Origin of the sequence: Frigoribacterium sp. CFBP 13707 (genome assembly GCF_014842245.1) — a bacterium.
Taxonomy (GTDB): Bacteria; Actinomycetota; Actinomycetes; order Actinomycetales; family Microbacteriaceae; genus Frigoribacterium; species Frigoribacterium endophyticum.
The window spans coordinates 265,796-284,652 of record NZ_JACYVL010000003.1; the positions used below are offsets into that span (position 1 = coordinate 265,796).

At 71.3% G+C, this 18,857-nt stretch carries 21 protein-coding genes; 8 read left to right on the plus strand and 13 right to left on the minus strand.

The genetic code is table 11. The features are described from left to right. Positions 1-9 precede the first annotated feature (9 nt). From IFT45_RS08225 to IFT45_RS08235, 3 genes are read right to left on the minus strand one after another with little or no spacing between them, the layout of a single operon-like run. Positions 10-390, minus strand: coding sequence for a hypothetical protein (locus IFT45_RS08225; protein WP_056054890.1), 381 nt, complete (start codon positions 388-390; stop codon positions 10-12). Between the two features lie 53 nt (positions 391-443). After that, the gene (locus IFT45_RS08230) at positions 444-1,511 is read right to left on the minus strand and encodes a glycosyltransferase (protein WP_192127631.1); all 1,068 of its coding nucleotides are present in this window, start codon (positions 1,509-1,511) and stop codon (positions 444-446) included. After that, positions 1,508-2,413 (minus strand): alpha/beta fold hydrolase, encoded by a 906-nt coding sequence (locus tag IFT45_RS08235; protein WP_371810919.1) that lies wholly within the window; start codon positions 2,411-2,413, stop codon positions 1,508-1,510. Before IFT45_RS08235 ends, IFT45_RS08230 begins: the two co-directional genes overlap by 4 nt. Before the next feature lie 81 nt (positions 2,414-2,494). Here IFT45_RS08235 and treS point away from each other — a divergent pair, with 81 nt between their 5' ends. Both treS and IFT45_RS08245 read left to right on the plus strand, forming a co-directional pair. Then, a complete protein-coding gene (gene treS / locus IFT45_RS08240) occupies positions 2,495-4,234 on the plus strand; it encodes a maltose alpha-D-glucosyltransferase (protein WP_056054884.1) in 1,740 nt (579 codons plus the stop codon). A gap of 9 nt (positions 4,235-4,243) precedes the next feature. Next, positions 4,244-5,050 (plus strand): exonuclease domain-containing protein, encoded by an 807-nt coding sequence (locus IFT45_RS08245; protein ID WP_192127633.1) that lies wholly within the window; start codon positions 4,244-4,246, stop codon positions 5,048-5,050. A gap of 147 nt (positions 5,051-5,197) precedes the next feature. Here the strand turns inward: IFT45_RS08245 and IFT45_RS08250 are convergent, their stop codons facing one another. The 3 genes from IFT45_RS08250 to glgA form a co-directional block, all read right to left on the minus strand. Beyond that, positions 5,198-5,446, minus strand: a complete 249-nt coding sequence (locus tag IFT45_RS08250; protein ID WP_043594989.1) for a type B 50S ribosomal protein L31 — start codon at positions 5,444-5,446, stop codon at positions 5,198-5,200. Between the two features lie 119 nt (positions 5,447-5,565). After that, a complete protein-coding gene (locus tag IFT45_RS08255) occupies positions 5,566-6,351 on the minus strand; it encodes an ABC transporter ATP-binding protein (RefSeq protein ID WP_192127634.1) in 786 nt (261 codons plus the stop codon). Positions 6,352-6,361: 10 nt separating this feature from the next. After that, complete coding sequence (gene glgA / locus IFT45_RS08260; RefSeq protein ID WP_192045709.1) at positions 6,362-7,546, minus strand: glycogen synthase; 1,185 nt, start codon at positions 7,544-7,546, stop codon at positions 6,362-6,364. Positions 7,547-7,593: 47 nt separating this feature from the next. On the opposite strand from glgA, the gene IFT45_RS08265 reads away from it, so the two are divergent. Both IFT45_RS08265 and serB read left to right on the plus strand, forming a co-directional pair. Next, on the plus strand, positions 7,594-8,835 hold the full coding sequence (locus IFT45_RS08265; protein WP_056054881.1) for a glucose-1-phosphate adenylyltransferase: 1,242 nt from the start codon (positions 7,594-7,596) through the stop codon (positions 8,833-8,835). A gap of 88 nt (positions 8,836-8,923) precedes the next feature. Beyond that, positions 8,924-9,562, plus strand: coding sequence for a phosphoserine phosphatase SerB (gene serB, locus IFT45_RS08270; RefSeq protein ID WP_192127636.1), 639 nt, complete (start codon positions 8,924-8,926; stop codon positions 9,560-9,562). 39 nt (positions 9,563-9,601) lie between these two features. Here the strand turns inward: serB and fabG are convergent, their stop codons facing one another. Beyond that, entirely contained in the window at positions 9,602-10,312 is a 711-nt protein-coding gene (fabG, locus tag IFT45_RS08275) for a 3-oxoacyl-ACP reductase FabG (protein ID WP_056054876.1), read from the minus strand. Positions 10,313-10,458: 146 nt separating this feature from the next. On the opposite strand from fabG, the gene IFT45_RS08280 reads away from it, so the two are divergent. The 3 genes from IFT45_RS08280 to IFT45_RS08290 are packed head-to-tail and all read left to right on the plus strand — an operon-like array spanning position 10,459 to position 11,950. Further along, on the plus strand, positions 10,459-10,842 hold the full coding sequence (locus IFT45_RS08280) for a DUF3099 domain-containing protein (protein WP_082514359.1): 384 nt from the start codon (positions 10,459-10,461) through the stop codon (positions 10,840-10,842). Beyond that, positions 10,842-11,087, plus strand: coding sequence for a hypothetical protein (locus IFT45_RS08285; RefSeq protein WP_056054870.1), 246 nt, complete (start codon positions 10,842-10,844; stop codon positions 11,085-11,087). Before IFT45_RS08280 ends, IFT45_RS08285 begins: the two co-directional genes overlap by 1 nt. Next, a complete protein-coding gene (locus IFT45_RS08290) occupies positions 11,084-11,950 on the plus strand; it encodes an SURF1 family protein (protein WP_192127639.1) in 867 nt (288 codons plus the stop codon). Before IFT45_RS08285 ends, IFT45_RS08290 begins: the two co-directional genes overlap by 4 nt. Before the next feature lie 30 nt (positions 11,951-11,980). Here IFT45_RS08290 and abc-f read toward each other — a convergent pair whose 3' ends face one another. Then, on the minus strand, positions 11,981-13,579 hold the full coding sequence (gene abc-f / locus IFT45_RS08295; RefSeq protein WP_056054864.1) for a ribosomal protection-like ABC-F family protein: 1,599 nt from the start codon (positions 13,577-13,579) through the stop codon (positions 11,981-11,983). A gap of 147 nt (positions 13,580-13,726) precedes the next feature. Between abc-f and IFT45_RS08300 the strand changes: the two genes are divergently transcribed. Continuing rightward, positions 13,727-14,332 (plus strand): biotin transporter BioY, encoded by a 606-nt coding sequence (locus tag IFT45_RS08300; protein WP_192127641.1) that lies wholly within the window; start codon positions 13,727-13,729, stop codon positions 14,330-14,332. An 82-nt stretch (positions 14,333-14,414) separates the two neighbouring features. Here IFT45_RS08300 and IFT45_RS08305 read toward each other — a convergent pair whose 3' ends face one another. Genes IFT45_RS08305 through sufB form a run of 5 tightly spaced genes read right to left on the minus strand, consistent with a single transcriptional unit; the run spans position 14,415 to position 18,518 of the window. Next, the gene (locus IFT45_RS08305; protein WP_056054862.1) at positions 14,415-14,747 is read right to left on the minus strand and encodes a metal-sulfur cluster assembly factor; all 333 of its coding nucleotides are present in this window, start codon (positions 14,745-14,747) and stop codon (positions 14,415-14,417) included. A 2-nt stretch (positions 14,748-14,749) separates the two neighbouring features. Beyond that, positions 14,750-15,541, minus strand: a complete 792-nt coding sequence (sufC, locus tag IFT45_RS08310; protein WP_167259201.1) for a Fe-S cluster assembly ATPase SufC — start codon at positions 15,539-15,541, stop codon at positions 14,750-14,752. Between the two features lie 11 nt (positions 15,542-15,552). After that, on the minus strand, positions 15,553-15,885 hold the full coding sequence (locus IFT45_RS08315) for a non-heme iron oxygenase ferredoxin subunit (RefSeq protein ID WP_056054855.1): 333 nt from the start codon (positions 15,883-15,885) through the stop codon (positions 15,553-15,555). After that, complete coding sequence (gene sufD, locus IFT45_RS08320) at positions 15,882-17,099, minus strand: Fe-S cluster assembly protein SufD (RefSeq protein ID WP_192127643.1); 1,218 nt, start codon at positions 17,097-17,099, stop codon at positions 15,882-15,884. Before sufD ends, IFT45_RS08315 begins: the two co-directional genes overlap by 4 nt. After that, complete coding sequence (sufB, locus tag IFT45_RS08325; protein WP_056054850.1) at positions 17,100-18,518, minus strand: Fe-S cluster assembly protein SufB; 1,419 nt, start codon at positions 18,516-18,518, stop codon at positions 17,100-17,102. It abuts the gene before it with no gap. Between the last annotated feature and the right edge of the window lie 339 nt (positions 18,519-18,857).

Below are 18,857 nucleotides of genomic sequence, written 5' to 3' on the forward strand. Positions count from 1 at the left end.
GCGCCGCGGTCAGAACGGCAGGTCGGTACTGCCCGGCTCGACGATCAGCAGGCCGGTGACGCGGCCCTGCCCGTCGAACGCCGCACGCCCCGTCCACTCCCCCGCCTCGTGCACGAGGGTCGTCTGCACGACCGTGCCGGTCGAGCGCGACGCCAGGAGGCGGGCGAGGGCGTTCCGGCCGTCGCGCGTCGTGGCCGTCGTGTCGCGCAGGGCGCGCAGGGGGCCGGTCGTGGCCACGACCTGCTTCCACACGCCGTCGAGCCGCTCGGGGGTCAGGGCGCGGGCCGTGCCGGGCGTCATGCGCGACCGCACCGCGGCCACGTCGTCGTCGGCGAGGAGGCGGAAGAGCTCCTCGGTGCGGGCTCCGAGGTCGGTCGGCGTCGCGGTCATGCAGCGATGCTACGAGCCCGCACGGCGAGGCGACATCCGTCGTGCGACGGAGGTCAGCGGCTCGACGACCCGGCCACGCGCTCGAGCAGGTCGAGGAGCACGTCGGCCGACCGGCGCCAGCTGAACCGGTCGGCCTGGCGGCGCGACGCCGCCGACCGCGCCTCCCACTCGCCCTCCAGGCGCCGCACGGCCGCCGCCGCCGAGGCGGGCGACCCCACGTCGAAGAAGAGCGCCGCGTCGCCGCCGATCTCGCGGAAGATCGGGATGTCGCTCACCACCGCGGGCGTGCCGAGGGCCATGCCCTCGACGAGGGGGATGCCGAAGCCCTCGGCGCGGGACGCCGTGACGACCGCCGTGGCCGAGAGCAGCACCTCCCGGTACTCCTCGTCGCTGGCCCCGTCGTGGAAGACGAGCGAGCCGGCCGGGGCGAGCGCGACGAGCGCGGCTCGCTCGCGGTCGGAGACCCGGCTCATCAGGTGGAGGCGTGCGCCGTCGAGCAGCGGCAGGGCGCGCACCAGCGTCGCGACGTCCTTGTAGGGCATGAACGACCCCATGTAGACGAGCTCGCGGCCGGCGGGGCGGCTCCGCTCCGGGGCGGCGTCGACCGGGTCGGCGGCGTTCGTCACGACCGTGACGGGGCGGCGCGTCAGCCGGTGGCGGGCGATCTCGGCCTTCGTCGTCTCGCTCACGGTCACGACCGCGTCGGCCCGGTCGAGCAGCAGCCGCTGCGGCCACCAGGCGAGGTGGTACAGCCGCCAGAGCAGCCGGATCGGCGTCGCGAACTCCGGCGGCGGCGTCCGGTTCGTGTAGTAGATGAGGTCGTGCAGCGTGAGCACGAGTCGGTAGCGACGGCCCCACGAGCCCATCGTCTGCATCGGCGACCAGACCACGTCGGGCCGCAGCCGGTTCACCTGCCGGGCCACGGAGGGCTCCCGCACGCTGGTCGGGTCGCTGACCAGGAGGTGCGGCTGGTCGGGCAGCGACTCGAGCTGCCGTGGGTCGCTGACGAGCATGGTCAGCGGGTGCCGCTCCGCCAGGGCGCCGACGACGCCCGCGGTGAAGCGGCTGATGCCGTCGTGGCGCCCCACGCGCACGTACCGGCAGTCGACGACGAGCCTCACGCGAGGAACTCCTCGATCGCGGCGGCCGCCTCGCGGGGCTTCTCGTAGTGGATCAGGTGCCCCACGCCCTCGACCACGACGAGCCGCGCGTCGGGGAAGAGCCCCTGCAGCACGTGCTGCGCCGGCAGCGCCGTGATGTCGTCGCGGTCGGCGGCGACGAGCAGGGTCGGCACGCCGACCTCGGCGGCGTACGTGCTCACGTCGCTCGAGACGGAGGCGCGGAAGGCGTCGAGCACGACGCGGCGGTCGGCGAAGCGCGAGAAGTACGAGTCGTGCTGGTCGTGGATCCAGCGGCGCAGCTCCCGGTCGCGGGTCTTGACCATCGCCAGGCTCGTGATGCGGACGACCCCGGCGTTCCGCAGCACCGACTGGCCCGCCGCCTCCGGCAGTGCCGCGCCGGCCTTGTAGTACGCGACGGCCAGCTGGGTCAGGACCCCACGGGGCCCGGAGAGGGCGGGCGCGGCGATCGGGTTGACCAGGACGAGGCGGGAGGCGCGGAGCCCGCCGGCCACCGCGGCCGACGCCACGATCGAGCCGAACGAGTGCCCCAGCACGACGACGTCCGGCCCCAGCCCCAGGGCCGCCACGAGCTCGCGGAGCCACGCCGCGTAGGCGGCCACGCTGTGCTCGCCGTCGAGCGGCGTCGACTCGCCGAAGCCGGGCAGGTCGGGCATGACGACCCGCACGCCGGTGAGGTGCGCCACGACCGGCTCGAGGCCGTGGTGGTCTCCGCGGAAGCCGTGGACGGCGACGACGGTGACCCGCGCCTCCTCGCCCCCCGGGGGGTCGTACGTCCAGACGTGCGTCTCGCTGCCGGCCACGCGGACGACGTCCTCGCGGACGGGGACGGCGGCGAGCAGGGCCCGGTAGGGCGAGACGACGCGGGGCTCTCGGACGATCACCCGCCGAGTCTACGGAGGCGCGGGTGCCGACGCGCGGGAGAGGGTGCGCGCCGGGGCCCCGTGCGTCCTAGAGTTGGCCGGGTGAGCTTCACTGCCCCGATCCAGCAGCCCGGACTGACCCTCGACCCCCAGTGGCACCGCCGTGCGGTGTTCTACGAGGTGATGGTGCGGTCGTTCGTCGACAGCAACGGCGACGGCGCCGGCGACCTCCAGGGGCTGCTCTCGCGCCTCGACTACCTGCAGTGGCTGGGGGTGGACGCGCTCTGGCTGCCGCCGTTCTTCCAGTCGCCGCTGCGTGACGGCGGCTACGACATCCAGGACTACAAGGCGATCCTCCCCGAGTTCGGCACGCTCGACGAGTTCCGCGACCTGGTGACGAAGGCCCACGAGCGCAACATGCGCATCGTCATCGACATGGTGCTCAACCACACCTCGGACGCCCACGAGTGGTTCCAGCAGTCGCGCGAGGACCCGGACGGCCCGTACGGGGACTTCTACGTCTGGCGCGACACCGACGAGGAGTACAAGAACATCCGCGTCATCTTCGTCGACACCGAGGAGTCCAACTGGACGTTCGACCCGGTGCGGCGCCAGTTCTTCTTCCACCGCTTCTTCTCGCACCAGCCCGACCTGAACTTCGAGAACCCCGCCGTGCAGGAGGCCGTCTTCGACGTCGTCCGCCACTGGCTCTCGCTGGGTGTCGACGGCCTGCGCCTCGACGCCATCCCCTACCTCTTCGAGACGGAGGAGGGCAACGGCGAGGGCGAGCCGGCCACCCACGACTTCATCAAGCGGCTGCGCCGGATGGTCGACGACGAGTTCCCGGGGCGCGTGCTCATCGCCGAGGCCAACCAGTGGCCCGCCGAGACCGCCGCGTTCTTCGGCACGGAGGAGGAGCCCGAGTGCCACATGGCCTTCGACTTCCCCGTCATGCCGCGCATCTTCTACTCGCTGCGCGCGCAGCACGCCCAGGAGCTCACCCGCATCCTCTCCGAGACGACCGAGGTGCCGCCGGGCGCGGCCTGGGCCGTCTTCCTCCGCAACCACGACGAGCTCACCCTCGAGATGGTCAGCGAGGAGTACCGCCAGGCCATGTACGGCTGGTACGCCTACGACCCCCGGATGCGCTCCAACATCGGCATCCGCCGTCGCCTCGCGCCCCTGCTCGACAACAGCCGTGCGGAGCTCGAGCTCGTGCACGCCCTGCTCTTCGCCCTGCCCGGCAGCCCGTTCCTCTACTACGGCGACGAGATCGGCATGGGCGACAACATCTGGCTGCCGGACCGCGACTCGTCGCGCACCCCGATGCAGTGGACGCCCGACCGCAACGCCGGCTTCTCCACGGCCGACCCGGGCAAGCTGTTCCTGCCCGTCGTCCAGTCGCTCGTCTACAACTACAACCTCGTGAACGTCGAGTCGCAGCTGGCGCAGTCGCGCTCGCTGCTGCACTGGGTGCGCAACGTCATCCACGTGCGGAAGGCCCACCCGACCTTCGGCCTCGGCACCATGCAGGTCGTCGAGTCCGACCACGAGTCGGTGCTCTCCTTCGTGCGCAGCTACGAGGGCAGCGGCTCGCAGGTCGGCGACCTGCCGGAGGACGTGCTCTGCGTGTTCTCGTTCGCGCACAACCCCGTCTCCGTCACGGTCACGGCACCCGAGTTCGCGGGGCGCACGCTGACCGACCTGTTCGGCGGAGCGCAGTTCCCGTCGTTCGACGAGGAGGGCCGCGTGACGCTGACGCTCGGCACGCAGGCGTTCTTCTGGCTGCACATCGGCGACGTGCCCGTCGTGACGCGCCCGGCTGTCGGTGGCGCCTCCTAGGCTCGGGGCGTGAGCAGCACCGAACAGGCCTCGTCCGTCTCCGCGGGCGCGCCGTCCGCCCCTGAGCCGACCGCGACGGCCGGGCTCGTCGAGCCGGGGCCCGTCCCGTCGTCGTGGTGGAAGGCGCTCGGCGTCTTCGATCTCGAGACGACCGGCATCGACGTCGAGACGGCGCGCATCGTCACGGCGCACGTGGGGCTCATCGACGCCACGGGGGCGAGCATCGCCCACGGCGAGTGGCTCGCCGACCCCGGCATCGAGATCCCGGAGCAGGCGAGCGCGGTGCACGGCATCTCGACCGAGCGTGCCCGGCTCGAGGGGCGGCCGGCGGTCGAGGTCGTGGCCGAGATCATCGCCGCTCTCCGGGCGGTGTTCGCGCGCGGCGTGCCCCTGGTCGTCTACAACGCCCCGTACGACCTCACCCTGCTCGACCGTGAGGCCCGGCGCCACGGCCTCGAGCCGCTCGGCGACGTCGGCGAGATCGGCTGCGTCGTCGACCCCCTCGTCATCGACAAGGCCGTCGACACCTACCGCAAGGGCAAGCGCACGCTCGAGGCCGCCGCGGGCGTCTACGGCGTCGTGCTCGACGACGCCCACGACGCGGGGGCGGACGCCGTCGCGGCGGGCCGGGTGGCGCAGGCGATGGCCCAGAAGTTCCCCGACCGTCTCGACGTCCCGTCGACCGAGCTCCACGACCTCCAGGTCGGCTGGTGCGGCACCCAGGCCGCGAGCTTCCAGGAGTACATGCGCCGCACGAAGGACCCGTCCTTCACCGCGTCGGGCGAGTGGCCGCACCGGTCGCTGCCCGGCGTCTGAGCCGGCCTCCCGCAGGCAGCCGACCCGCGACTCCCCCGGGCAGTCGACCCGCGACTCCCCCGGGGCTGCCGACGGCCCGCCCCGTCGGCGGACGCAGAAGAGGCGGCCCACCGGAGTGGACCGCCTCTGTCGGCTGAGAGCTGCTGCTTACTTGCCGAAGTTCTTGTAGCGCGAGTTGAACTTCTCGACGCGACCGGCCGAGTCGAGGATGCGCTGCTTGCCCGTGTAGAACGGGTGCGACTCGGACGAGATCTCGACGTCGATGACCGGGTAGGTCTCACCGTCGAGCTCGATGGTCTTGTCGCTCGTCGTCGTGGAGCGCGTGAGGAACGTGGCGCCCGATGCGAGGTCGCGGAAGACGATCTGCTTGTACTCGGGGTGGATGTCGGTCTTCATGAGAGTCCTAGGTCTAGCGGATGAGTGGTGGTGTGAGTCGGGGGGAGCCGGCGCGACGAACGCCCCGGACCAGCTGTCAACGATACCAGACGGGCGGCCCGGATCGCAGGAGGCGGGGGTCAGCCGGCAGCGCGTGCCGCGTACCGGCCGTCCGCCGACGTGACCGTCAGGTCGAGGCCGAAGACGGCGCCGAGGGTCTCGGCCGTGACGACCTCGTCGAGGGGCCCGGCGGCGACGACGTGGCCGCGGTCGAGGAGGAGCGCGTGCGTGAAGCCGCGCGGGATCTCCTCGACGTGGTGGGTGACCATGACGATGGCGGGCGAGTCGTCGGAGGACGCGTAGCCCGAGAGCATGCCGAGGAGCTCCTCGCGGGCGCCGAGGTCGAGGCTGGCCGCGGGCTCGTCGAGCAGGAGCAGCTCGGGATCGGTCATCACCGAGCGGGCGATCTGGACCCGCTTCTGCTCGCCGTCGCTGAGCTCGCCGAACGTGCGGTCGGCGAGGTGGTCGAGGTTCCACTCCTCCAGCACGCGGTGCGCGCGCCGGACGTCGACGGTCTCGTACTCCTCGTTCCAGCGCCCGGTGACCGAGTAGGCCGCGGTCAGCACGACGTCGACGACCTTCTCCTTCGCCGGGATGCGGCGCGCGACCGTCGTCGAGGCGAAGCCGATGCGGGGGCGGAGGTCGAAGAGGTCGACCGACCCGAGGTCGGAGCCGAGCACCTCGGCGATGCCCGACGAGGGGTGGCTCTGCGCGGCGGCGACCTGCAGGAGGCTCGTCTTGCCGGCTCCGTTCGGCCCCAGGACGACCCAGCGCTCGTCGGACTGCACCGACCAGCTCACGCCGTCGACGACGGGAGAGCCTCCACGGACCACGGACACATCGGTGAGCTGCAACACGGTCGACATGCTCATCAGCCTAGCGACGCAGCCCCTCGTACACGCCGAGCGTGCGCTCGGCGATCCGGCCCCAGCTGAACTCGGCCTCGGCGCGCATCCGGCCCGCGCGGCCCATCAGCCGGGCGAGCCCGGGGTCGCCGACGACCTCCGTCAGCACCCCGGCGAGGTCGCGGACGAAGCGGTCGGGGTCGAGGGGGGTGCCGGTGCCGTCCTGCACCTGCTCCAACGGCACGATGCGGCCGGTGAGGCCGTCCGCGACGACCTCCGGGATGCCGCCGGTGTCGGAGCCGACGACCGGCACGCCGCAGGCCATGGCCTCGAGGTTCACGATGCCCAGCGGCTCGTAGACCGAGGGGCAGACGAAGGTCGTGGCGGCCGAGAGCACGGCGCTCAGCTCGTGGCGGGGCAGGACGCGCTCGATCCAGACGACGCCGCTGCGCTCCTCCTGGAGCTCGCGGACGAGGGCCGTGACCTCCGCCATGATCTCCGGGGTGTCGGGCGCCCCCGCGCAGAGCACGAGCTGCACCTCCGGCGGCAGCAGCTTCGCGGCGCGCAGCAGGTAGGGCAGGCCCTTCTGGCGGGTGATCCGGCCCACGAAGACCACCGCGGGGCGGTCGGGGTCGATGCCCAGACCCCGGACGACCTCGGCGTCGTCGACGCGCTGCCAGCCGTCGAGGTCGATGCCGTTGTAGACGACGCTGACCTTCTGCTCGTCGATGCCCGGGTACGACCGGAGGATGTCGCGGCGCATGCCCTCGCTGACGGCGATGACGGCGTCGGCCGTCTCGTACGCCTGGCGCTCGATCCAGCTCGACACGCGGTACCCGCCGCCGAGCTGCTCGGCCTTCCAGGGCCGGAGCGGCTCGAGGCTGTGGGCCGTCAGCACGTGGGGGACGTCGTGCAGCATCTGCGCGAGCTGGCCGGCGGCGTTCGCGTACCAGGTGTGGCTGTGGACGACGTCGGCCCCGCCGACGTCCTGCGCGATGCGGACGTCCGTGCCGAGGGTGCGCAGGGCTCCGTTGGCGTCGGCCAGCTCGGCCAGGTCGGGGTAGCCGGTCGTGCCCGGCTCGGCGTCGACGGTACCGAACGCGCGCACCTGCACGTCGATCGACGTCCGGAGCGCCTTCACGAGCTCCGAGACGTGGACTCCCGCCCCTCCGTAGACGTTGGGCGGGTATTCCTTGGTGATGACATCGACTCGCACGCTGATCACCGTAGTCGCGCGGCGCTGAATCGTGCCATCCTGGCCCCATGGCATCAAAGAAGATCTTCGGCATCGTGCTCGCTGGTGGCGAAGGCAAGCGCCTGATGCCCCTGACCGCGGACCGCGCCAAGCCGGCCGTCCCGTTCGGTGGCAACTACCGCCTCATCGACTTCGCGCTCAGCAACCTGATCAACTCGGGGCTGCGCCAGATCGTCGTGCTGACGCAGTACAAGTCGCACAGCCTCGACCGCCACGTCTCGCAGACCTGGTCGATCGAGGGGCTGCTCGGTGCGTACGTCGCGTCCGTCCCCGCCCAGCAGAGGCTCGGCAAGCGCTGGTTCGCCGGCAGCGCCGACGCCATCCTGCAGAGCCTCAACCTCCTCCGTGACGAGAAGCCCGACATCGTCGTCGTGGTCGGTGCCGACCACGTCTACCGGATGGACTTCTCGCAGATGATCGAGGCGCACGTCGCCTCGGGCGCCGGCGTCACGGTCGCGGCGATCCGCCAGCCGATCTCGCTCGCCGACCAGTTCGGCGTCATCGAGGTCGACGGCGACGACCCGACCCGCATCGGCCGGTTCCTCGAGAAGCCGACCGACGCGACGGGGCTGCCCGACTCCCCCGGCGAGATCCTCGCGTCCATGGGCAACTACGTCTTCGACGCCGACGTCCTCATCGACGCCGTGCTCCGCGACGGCGAGAAGCCCGACTCGAACCACGACATGGGCGGCGACATCGTGCCCGACTTCGTCTCACGGGGCGACGCGGCCGTCTACGACCTCAACCGCAACGAGGTCCCCGGGGCCACCGAGCGCGACCGCTACTACTGGCGCGACGTCGGGACGATCGACTCGTTCTACGACGCGCACCGCGACCTGATCTCGGCGCTGCCGATCTTCAACCTGTACAACACCGACTGGCCGATCTTCAGCCAGCAGCTCAACTCGCCGCCCGCGAAGTTCGTCCGTGACGCGCACGGCAACCTCGGCACGACCATCGACTCCGTCGTCTCCCTCGGGTCGCTGCTGTCGGGCGCGCACGTCGAGCGCAGCGTCCTCGGGCCCTGGTGCACGCTCGACTCGGGCTCACGCGTCGTCGACTCGATCGTCTTCGAGCGAGCCCACATCGGGCCGGGCGCGGTCGTCGAGCGCGCGATCCTCGACAAGGACGTCGTCATCTCGGCCGGCGCCTCCGTCGGCGTCGACGCCGAGGCCGACCGGGCCCGGGGCTTCACCGTGACGCCCTCCGGCATCACCGTCGTGGGCAAGGGCGTCCGCGTCGACCAGTAGGGGCCGGGGCCGTTCCGGGAGGGCGGGCCGCTACGCCGTGTGACCTCAGCGTCCGCGGCGGGCGGCCCGCCCTCACTATGGTGGGGGCGTGCCGCGCTTCCTCACCGTCCTCGACGTCGACTCCACGCTCATCGAGAACGAGGTGATCGAGCTCCTGGCCGACGCCGCGGGGTCGCACGCCGAGGTCTCCCGGATCACCGAGCGGGCGATGGCGGGCGAGCTCGACTTCGCCGAGAGCCTCACGGCTCGCGTCGCCACCCTCGCCGGCCTGTCGGAGGGCGTCTTCGCCGACGCCGTCGCCCAGGTCCGCGTCACCGAGGGCGCCGAGGAGCTGATCGCGGGCCTGCACGCCCACGGCAGCGTGATCGGTGTGGTCTCGGGCGGCTTCCACGAGGTCCTCGACCCGGTCGCCGAGCGCCTCGGGCTCGACCACTGGCGGGCCAACCGCCTCGAGGTCGTCGACGGCGTGCTGACCGGTCGCGTCAGCGGCCCCGTGGTCGACGCCGAGGGCAAGGCCGCCGCGCTCCGCGAGTGGGCCGAGGAGTCGCGGGTCGGCCTCGAGCACACGGTGGCGGTCGGCGACGGGGCGAACGACCTGCTGATGATGCGGGCCGCCGCGCTCTCCGTGGCCTTCAACGCCAAGCCCCGCGTCCGCGAGCAGGCCGACCTCGTCGCCGCCCGGTGTGACCTCGCGGAGCTCCTGCCCCTGATGGGGCTCCGCGGCTGACCGGCCCCGCCGCGACGCCCCGTCCTCCGGGGGTCGGGGTCAGTGCCCCATGCCCAGCCCGCCGTCGACCGGGATGACGGCGCCGGAGATGTAGGCGGCGTCGTCGCTCGACAGCCAGGCGATGGTCTTCGCGACCTCGCCGGCGGTGCCGAAGCGCTGCGCGGGGATGGTCTTGCGGTACTCGGCCTGCTGCTCGTCGGGCAGCACCGCCGTCATGTCCGTCTCGATGAAGCCGGGGGCCACGACGTTCGCCGTGATGCCCCGGGCACCGACCTCGCGGGTCAGCGACCGCGCGAAGCCGACCAGCGCGGCCTTCGACGACGCGTAGTTGACCTGGCCGGGGCCGCCGTAGAGGCCCACGACGCTCGAGACGAGCACGATCCGGCCGAAGCGGGCCTTGAGCATGCCCTTCGAGGCGCGCTTGACGACGCGGAACGCGCCGCCGAGGTTGGTGTCGACCACCGAGGTGAAGTCCTCCTCGGTCATCCGCATGAGGAGTCCGTCCTTCGTGATGCCGGCGTTGGCCACGACGACCTCCACCGGGCCGAGCTCGGCCTCGACGGCGGTGAAGGCGGCGTCGACCGAGGCGGAGTCGGTCACGTCGGCGACGACCGTCATCGTGCCCTCGGGGCCCTGGCCGCTGCGCGCGGTCACCGCGACGCGGTGGCCCTGGGCGACGAGCTCCTCGGCGATGGCGCGGCCGATGCCGCGGTTTCCGCCGGTGACGAGGACGGTGCGGGGCGTGGTCATGGTGTCTCCTCGGGGTCGTGCGTCGGGCGCAGCGTGGGGGGCGACCGGAGGTCGTGGCCGTTCGCGGCCGCCGACCAGCCTACTGTCGGCTGTCGGGCTTAAGATCGGCTCACGCGCCGCCCGTGGCGCTCTGAGCCCGTGAGTGCATGAAGACTTCCCAGCCGATCACCTCCCTCCCCCCGTCGCCGACCGACGATCGCCACTCCCGCATGCGCCGCTACCTACTGGCCACCGGGATCCGCATCGTGTGCATCGCCCTGTGCTTCGTCATCCCGCTCTCCTGGTGGACGCTGCTCCCCGTCCTCGGCGCCGTGGTCATCCCCTACGTCGCCGTCGTCCTGGCCAACGTGGGCCACGAGTCCGGGCAGGAGGTCGAGCGCCCCGGCGGCGTCGAGCTCTACCGCGGTCCCGACCCGGCGTGGCAGCCGGAGGCCGAGGCCCCGGCCCCGGAGCCCGTCCGGCCGGTCGTCGTCGACGACGAGCCCGACGACGACGCACCCGTGGCGGGTGCCGACGGCGTCCTCCGCTGATGCTCGGCCTCGGTCTCGACGGCCCCGGTGACGTCCAGTGCTCGCGCGCCGGGTGCACCGCCTCCGCCGTCTCCGCGGTCAACTGGCGGAACCCGAAGATCCACGGGCTCGACCGGGTGAAGGTCTGGTCGGCCTGCGCCGAGCACGTCGACTTCCTCGCCGAGTTCCTCCGGGCGCGCGACTTCCCCGTCGTCGTGACGGCCGCGGGCGTCACGGTCGACCGGGTCCCCGAGGAGGCGCGGTGAGCGACGCGCGCACCACCGGCGCCCGCAAGTGGCTGGGCTACCTCGGCGTGGTCGTCGTCTTCGCCGTCGTCTGCGGCTTCCTCGCCCACTGGCAGTGGAGCCGCCACGAGGAGAAGACGGCCGTCGTCCACCAGCTCGAGCAGCGCTACGACGCGGCTCCGGTGCCGCTCGACGAGGCCGTGCCCGCCCTCGACTCCTACGACCCCGCGCTGGAGTGGCAGCCGGTGAGCATGACCGGCACGTACGCCGCCGACGAGACCCTGCTCGTCCGCAACCGGCCCCTCAACGGGCAGCCCGGCTTCGAGGTGCTCGTGCCGTTCCGGGTCACCGGTGGCGACGTCTTCGTCGTCGACCGCGGCTGGGTGCCCACGGGCAACGACCAGGACGCCCCCGACGAGGTCCCCGCTCCCCCGGAGGGCGAGGTCACGGTGACCGCCCGCCTCAAGCCGGGCGAGCCCGCCCTGGGGTCGCGCACCGGAGTCCCCGGCACGAACCAGATCGCCACCGTGCAGCTCAGCGAGGTGCAGGCCCGGGTGAGCGGCACGATCTACAGCGCCTCGTACGGCCTGCTGCAGAGCGAGACGCCGGCGCCGGCCGAGGCTCCCGTGAAGGCGAGCGCGCCCGAGATCGACACGGGCCTGAACCTCTCCTACTTCGTGCAGTGGATCATGTTCGCGGTCGGCGCCTTCGCCTTCCTCTTCTACGTCTTCCGGCAGGAGCGCCGCAACCGGGCCCTCGACGAGGAGGGCGCCGACGGCGACGAGGCCCGCGTCCGGGAGGCCGAGCGTGCCCGCCGGCGCGCTGCCCGGCCGCTCGCCGACAACGACGCGGAGGACGAGCTGCTCGACGCCGCCGGCCACTGACCCGGCGCGGGCGGCGTGCCGCCCCGTCGGTCAGGCGAGGTTGATGAGGTCGCTGTAGTCCTTGGTCCAGTGGTCCTCGGTGCCCTCGGGCATGATCAGCACGCGTTCCGGGTTCAGCGCCTCCACCGCTCCCTCGTCGTGGCTGACCAGGACGACGGCCCCCTCGTAGTTGGCGAGGGCGTCGAGGATCTCCAGGCGGCTGGCGGGGTCGAGGTTGTTCGTGGGCTCGTCGAGCAGCAGCACGTTGGCGCCGGAGACGACGATCATCGCCAGGGCGAGGCGGGTCTTCTCGCCACCGGAGAGGACGCCGGCCGGCTTGGCCGAGTCGTCGCCCGTGAAGAGGAACGAGCCCAGCACGCGCCGCGCCTCCATCTCGGTGATGTTCGGCGACGACGAGACCATGTTCTCGAGCACGCTGCGCGCGACGTCGATCGTCTCGTGCTCCTGGGCGTAGTAGCCGACGCGCAGGCCGTGGCCCGGCTCGAGCTGCCCCGTGTCGGGCTCGTCGACGCCCGCGAGGATGCGCAGCAGCGTGGTCTTGCCGGCACCGTTCAGCCCGAGGATCACGACCTTCGAGCCGCGGTCGATGGCGAGGTCGACGGCTGTGAAGATCTCGAGCGAGCCGTAGCTCTTCGAGAGGTTCGAGGCCATCAGGGGCGTCTTGCCGCAGGCCACCGGCGTCGGGAAGCGCAGCTTGGCGACGCGGTCGACGGCACGGACCTCCTCGAGGCCCGAGAGCAGCTTCTCGGCACGGGCGACCATCTGGTGGGCCGCCGCGGCCTTCGACGCCTTCGCGCCGAAGCGCGCGGCCTGCTTCTGCAGCGCCGACGCCTGCTTCTCGGCGTTCGAGCGCTCCTTCTTGCGGCGCTCCTCGTCGGCGGCGCGCTGGCGCTGGTAGTTCCGCCAGCCCATGTTGTAGATGTCGATCGCCTGGCGGTTGGCGTCGAGGTAGAAGACGCGGTTGACGACCTCCTCGACCAGCTCGATGTCGTGGCTGATGACGATGACGCCGCCCTGGTACGTCTTGAGGTACTCGCGCAGCCAGACCACGCTGTCGGCGTCGAGGTGGTTCGTGGGCTCGTCGAGGATCATCGTGTCGGCGGCCGAGAAGAGGATGCGCGCGAGCTCGATGCGTCGGCGCTGGCCGCCGGAGAGGGTCGAGAGCGGCTGGTCGAGGATCCTGTCGGGCAGGCTGAGGTTGCTGGCGATCGACGCCGCCTCGGCCTCGGCCGCGTAGCCGCCGAGCGCGTTGAACTGGTCGTCGAGGTCGCCGTACCGCTTCATGGCGCGGGCGGCGACGTCGGCGTCGGGGTCGCCCATGAGGAGGGTCGCCTCCTGGATGCCGAGCAGGAGCTGACCGAGGCCGCGGGCGTCGAGGATGCGCGTGCGGGCGAGGTCCTCCGGGTTGCCGCTCCGGGGGTCCTGCGGCAGGTAGCCGATCTCGCCGCCGCGCTCGATCTTGCCGTCGGTCGGCTGGGTCTCCCCCGCCAGCGTCTTGGTCATGGTGGTCTTGCCGGCGCCGTTGCGCCCGACGAGACCGATCTTGTCGCCCTTGTCGACGCGGAAGTTCACGTCGGCCATCAGCAGGCGAGCGCCGACGCGGATCTCGAGGTCGTGCACGGAGAGCACAGCAGTATTCCAATCGATTGGGAGGATGTCCACAACGCAGCCCGAGCAGGGGCCGCCTCTAGGATGAGACATCGCGTGGAGGGGGTCGCAGCACTGCGCTGCCGACCAGCCGCTCGGCCGATCAACCTACCCATTCTAGGAGACTGCATGACGAACACTGCTGCACCGATCTCACGGCCGGTCCTCGCCGACCGCCTGGTCACGAGGAGCTGGGCCACCGACGTCGCCCTCGTCCTCGGCGGAGCGGCCTTCACCAGTGCCCTCGCCCAGGTGCAGGTTCCCCTCTGGCCCGTCCCCGTCACGGGCCAGACGCTCGCGGTGATGCTCGTCGGTGCGACCCTCGGGGCGCGTCGTGGGGCCCTGTCGATGCTGACCTACCTCGTGCTGGGCGTCGTCGGCCTCCCGATCTTCGCCGAGTTCACCGGCGGCCCCCTCAGCGTCCTCAAGCCCAGCTTCGGCTTCATCGTCGGGTTCATCCCGGCGGCGGCGCTCGTGGGCTGGCTCTCCCAGCGCGACTGGGACAAGAAGTGGCTGCTGTCGGTCGTCGCGTTCTTCCTCGCCAGCCTCGTGCCCTTCGTGGTCGGCCTGCCGTACCTCGCGGTCGTCCTCAGCAGCCTCGGGGTCGAGGTCACCCTCGCGACCGTCCTGACCGTCGGCGTCGTCCCCTTCATCGTGGGCGGCGTGGCGAAGTGGCTGATCGCCGCCTCGGTGCTGCCCCTGGCGTGGCGCGGGCTCCGTCGCCTGGAGCGCTGAGCGCAGCTGCCCCGACGCACGACGACGGGCCCCGGTCAGGAGACCGGGGCCCGTCGTCGTGTCCGGCGTCGGCCGGGGTGGATCAGATCGAGAAGCCGATGGCGCGCATCATGTCGCGCCCGTCGTCCGTGATCCGGTCGGGGCCCCACGGCGGCATCCAGACCCAGTTGATCCGGAAGGCGTCCACGACGCCGTCCAGCGCGTTCGCGGTGTCGGCCTCGATGACGTCGGTCAGCGGGCAGCCGGCCGAGGTCAGGGTCATGCTGATGATGAGGGCGTTCTCGTGCTCCTCGTCCATCGCGAGGTCGTAGATGAGGCCGAGGTCGACGATGTTGACCCCGAGCTCGGGGTCGACGACCTCCTTCAGCGCCTCCGCGACCTGGTCGAACTTCTCCGGGGCCAGAGCGACCGCCACGGTCAGCTGCCCACCGGGGCGTCGACGGCCGCCGCAGCCGCCGCAGCGGAGACGTAGCGGTCGTAGCCCTCGTTCTCGAGGCGGTCGGCGAGCTCCGGTCCGCCCTCGTCGGCGACGTGGCCGTCGACGAACACGTGGACGAAGTCGGGCTTGATGTACCGGAGGATCCGCGTGTAGTGCGTGATCAGCAGGAGGCCCAGGCCCGTGTTGGCCTTCGCCCGGTTGACGCCCTCCGAGACGATCTTGAGCGCGTCGACGTCGAGACCGGAGTCGGTCTCGTCGAGGACGGCGAACTTGGGCTTGAGGAGCTCGAGCTGCATGATCTCGTGCCGCTTCTTCTCGCCGCCGGAGAAGCCCTCGTTGACGTTGCGCTCGGCGAAGGCCGAGTCCATCTTGAGCGCCGACATCGACTCGCGCAGGTCCTTGATCCAGCCACGGATGGCCGGGGCCTCGCCGTCGAGGGCGGTCTTCGCCGTGCGGAGGAAGTTCGAGACGGTGACCCCGGGGATCTCGACCGGATACTGCATCGCCAGGAAAAGCCCCGCCTTGGCGCGCTCGTCGACGCTCATGTCGAGCACCTCGACGCCGTCGAGGCGGATGGAGCCGCCGTCGACGTTGTAGCGCGGGTGGCCGGCGATCGTGTAGGCGAGGGTCGACTTGCCGGAGCCGTTGGGGCCCATGACGGCGTGGATCTCGCCCTCCTTGATGGTCAGGTCGACGCCCTTGAGGATCGGCTTGGGGCCGGCGTCGGTGTCGATGCTGACCTTGAGGTCGCGGATCTCGAGAGTGCTCATGCGTTCATTCCTTACTGAGCGACGCCGGCGGGCGACGCGGTGGTGTCGACGAAGACGTCGCCGTCGACGACGGAGACGGCGAAGACCGGGACGGGTTCGTAGGCGGGGAGGGTCAACGGCTTGCCCGAGGTGAGCTCGAACTTGGAGCCGTGCGCCCAGCACTCCAGGGTGTCGTCCTCGACGAAGCCCTCGGAGAGCGAGATGTCGCCGTGCGTGCAGGTGTCGCCGATGGCGTGGATGACCCCGGCGCTGTCCTTCACGACGGCGACGGCCACGCCGTCGACGACGACGCGGAGCGCCTGCGCGGGCGTGATCTCGTCGGAGGAGCAGACGCGCGTGCTCATGCGGTGGGCTCCGCGACGGACGGCCCGGAGGTCAGCTCGACCTCGAGGGCGTCGATGAGGCGCTGCTGCAGCTCGGGCTCGCCGATCTTCTGGACGACCTCGCTCAGGAAGCCGAGCACGACGAGGCGCCGGGCCTCGGCTTCGTCGATGCCCCGCGACTGGAGGTAGAAGAGGTGCTCGTCGTCGAAGCGGCCGGTGGCGCTGGCGTGGCCCGCCCCGGCGATGTCGCCCGTCTCGATCTCGAGGTTCGGGATGGAGTCGGCCCGAGTGCCCTCGCTGAGGACGAGGTTGCGGTTCTGCTCGTAGCTGTCGGTGCCGGGCGCCGTCCGCGCGATGAGGACGTCGCCGATCCAGACGGTGCGGGCTCCCTCGCCCTGGAGCGCGCCCTTGTAGTTGACGCGGCTCCGGCTGTTCGGCGCGTCGTGGTGGACGAAGACCTGCTGCTCGAGGTGCTGACCGGCGTCCGCGAAGTAGACGCCGTAGAGCTCGGCGTCCGAGCCCTGCCCGGCCAGGTGCGCCGAGGGGTTGACCCGCACGACGGACCCGCCGAGCGAGACCACGAAGTGCTTCAGCTGCGCGTCGCGCCCGATGGTCGCGAAGTGGCTGGCGAGGTGGACCGCCTCGTCGTCCCACTCCTGCAGCGTCACCACGGTGAGGTGCGCCCCGTCGTCGACGACGATCTCGACGTTCTCGACGAGCTGGGCGGCGCCCGTGTTGCGGAGCACGACGAGCGACGTCGAGTTCGCCGTCGCGTGGATGAGGGTGTGGCCGGCACGCGGCGCCGTGTCGAGACCGGAGCGCCCGATCGTCACGGTCGAGGGCTCGTCGCCGCTCAGGGTCACGAGCAGCACCTTCTCGGTCGCGGCCCAGGCCGAGGCCGAGGCCTTGTCCTCGGGCTGGCCGGCCCGGCCGACGCGGGAATCGCTCCGGTCGACCCAGTCGACCGTCGCCCCGGCGGTCTCCCGCGCGAGGTACGCGTAGGGAGACCCGTCCAGGGGGCCGTCGATGAGGGGGCGCAGACGCTCGACCGGGCTGAGCTTCCAGTCGACCTCGCGGCCGGTGACCGCGGGGAACGCGGCCGGGTCGGTGCTGCGGAAGCGCTCGGAACGGGTCTGGACCGGGACGACGCCCCAGCCTCCGTCGCTGTGCGCCTTCGCGCCGTGCTGCACGCCCTCGGGGGTCGTGCTCGTTGTGGTGGGTGCTACGGCGGACATCTAGCCGACGGATCCTTCCATGCTCATCTCGATGAGCTTGTTGAGTTCGAGGGCGTACTCCATCGGGAGCTCCCGCGCGATGGGCTCGATGAACCCGCGGACGATCATGGCCATGGCCTCGTCCTCCGCCATGCCGCGCGACATCAGGTAGAACAGCTGCTCCTCGCTGACGCGCGAGACCGTGGCCTCGTGCCCGAGCTGCACGTCGTCGACGCGGATGTCGATGGCCGGGTACGTGTCGGAGCGCGACATGGTGTCGACCAGCAACGCGTCGCAGCGCACCGTGTTGGCGCTGTGGTGCGCCGAGTCGTCGACCCGGACCTCACCGCGGTACCCCGCACGACCGCCGCCGCGGGCGATGGACTTCGAGACGATGGACGACGTCGTGTACGGCGCCATGTGGATCATCTTCGCGCCGGCGTCCTGGTGCTGGCCGGGGCCGGCGAAGGCGACGCTGAGGGTCTCGCCCTTGGCGTGCTCGCCCGCGAGGTAGATCGACGGGTACTTCATCGTGACCTTTGAGCCGATGTTGCCGTCGATCCACTCCATGGTCGCGCCCTCGTGCGCGATGGCGCGCTTGGTGACGAGGTTGTAGACGTTGTTCGACCAGTTCTGGATCGTCGTGTAGCGCACGCGGGCGTTCTTCTTCACGATGATCTCGACGACGGCCGAGTGCAGCGAGTCGCTCTTGTAGATCGGGGCGGTGCAGCCCTCGATGTAGTGCACGTAGCTGCCCTCGTCGGCGATGATCAGCGTGCGCTCGAACTGGCCCATGTTCTCCGTGTTGATGCGGAAGTAGGCCTGCAGGGGGATCTCGACGTGGACGTTCTTGGGGACGTAGACGAACGAGCCGCCCGACCAGACCGCCGTGTTGAGCGCCGCGAACTTGTTGTCGCCCGCGGGGATCACCGAGCCGAAGTACTCCTGGAAGAACTCGGGGTGCTCGCGCAGCGCCGTGTCGGTGTCCATGAAGATGACGCCCTGCTGCTCCAGGTCCTCGCGGATCTGGTGGTAGACGACCTCGGACTCGTACTGGGCGGCGACGCCGGCGACGAGGCGGTTGCGCTCGGCCTCGGGGATGCCGAGCTTCTCGTAGGTGTTCTTGATGTCGTCGGGCAGCTCGTCCCAGGTGGTGGCCTGCTTCTCGGTCGACCGGACGAAGTACTTGATGTTGTCGAAGTCGATGCCCGAGAGGTCTGCGCCCCAGGTCGGCATCGGCTTGCGCTCGAAGAGCGTGAGGCCCTTGAGGCGGTTCTTGAGCATCCACTCGGGCTCGCTCTTGAGGTTCGAGATGTCGGTGACGACCTCGGGCGATACGCCGCGGCGCGCGGAGGCGCCGGCAGCGTCGGAGTCGGACCAGCCGAACTCGTATTGTCCCAGGCCGTCCAGCTCGGGGCGGTCGATCAGCACGTCTGACATGTGTACCTCTTTCTCTGACGGACCGAACGCGGTGCGCGGAGCCACCATTCCCATGGTGCTCGCCGCGGGCGACGACGGGCCGTTCCTCGCGGTGCGAGTCGAACACCCCGGTCCGCGTGACGATCGCCGCCCCGTCGACGGCCCCCCGGGGCGATGATCGTCGCGGGTGGTCGGCGGGCCCTCCGCGAGCGGAGTGCCAGGGTGCGTTGCCTAGACTGTGACCCGCACCCGGTGCCTCTCGACCCCGTGGTGCTCGTCCGCCTCAGCTGTCTCGCGGCGTCTCCGTCGACGCCGTGCCGGGTTGTGTTCCTGAACCCGTCGATTCTACAGGGCGGAGTC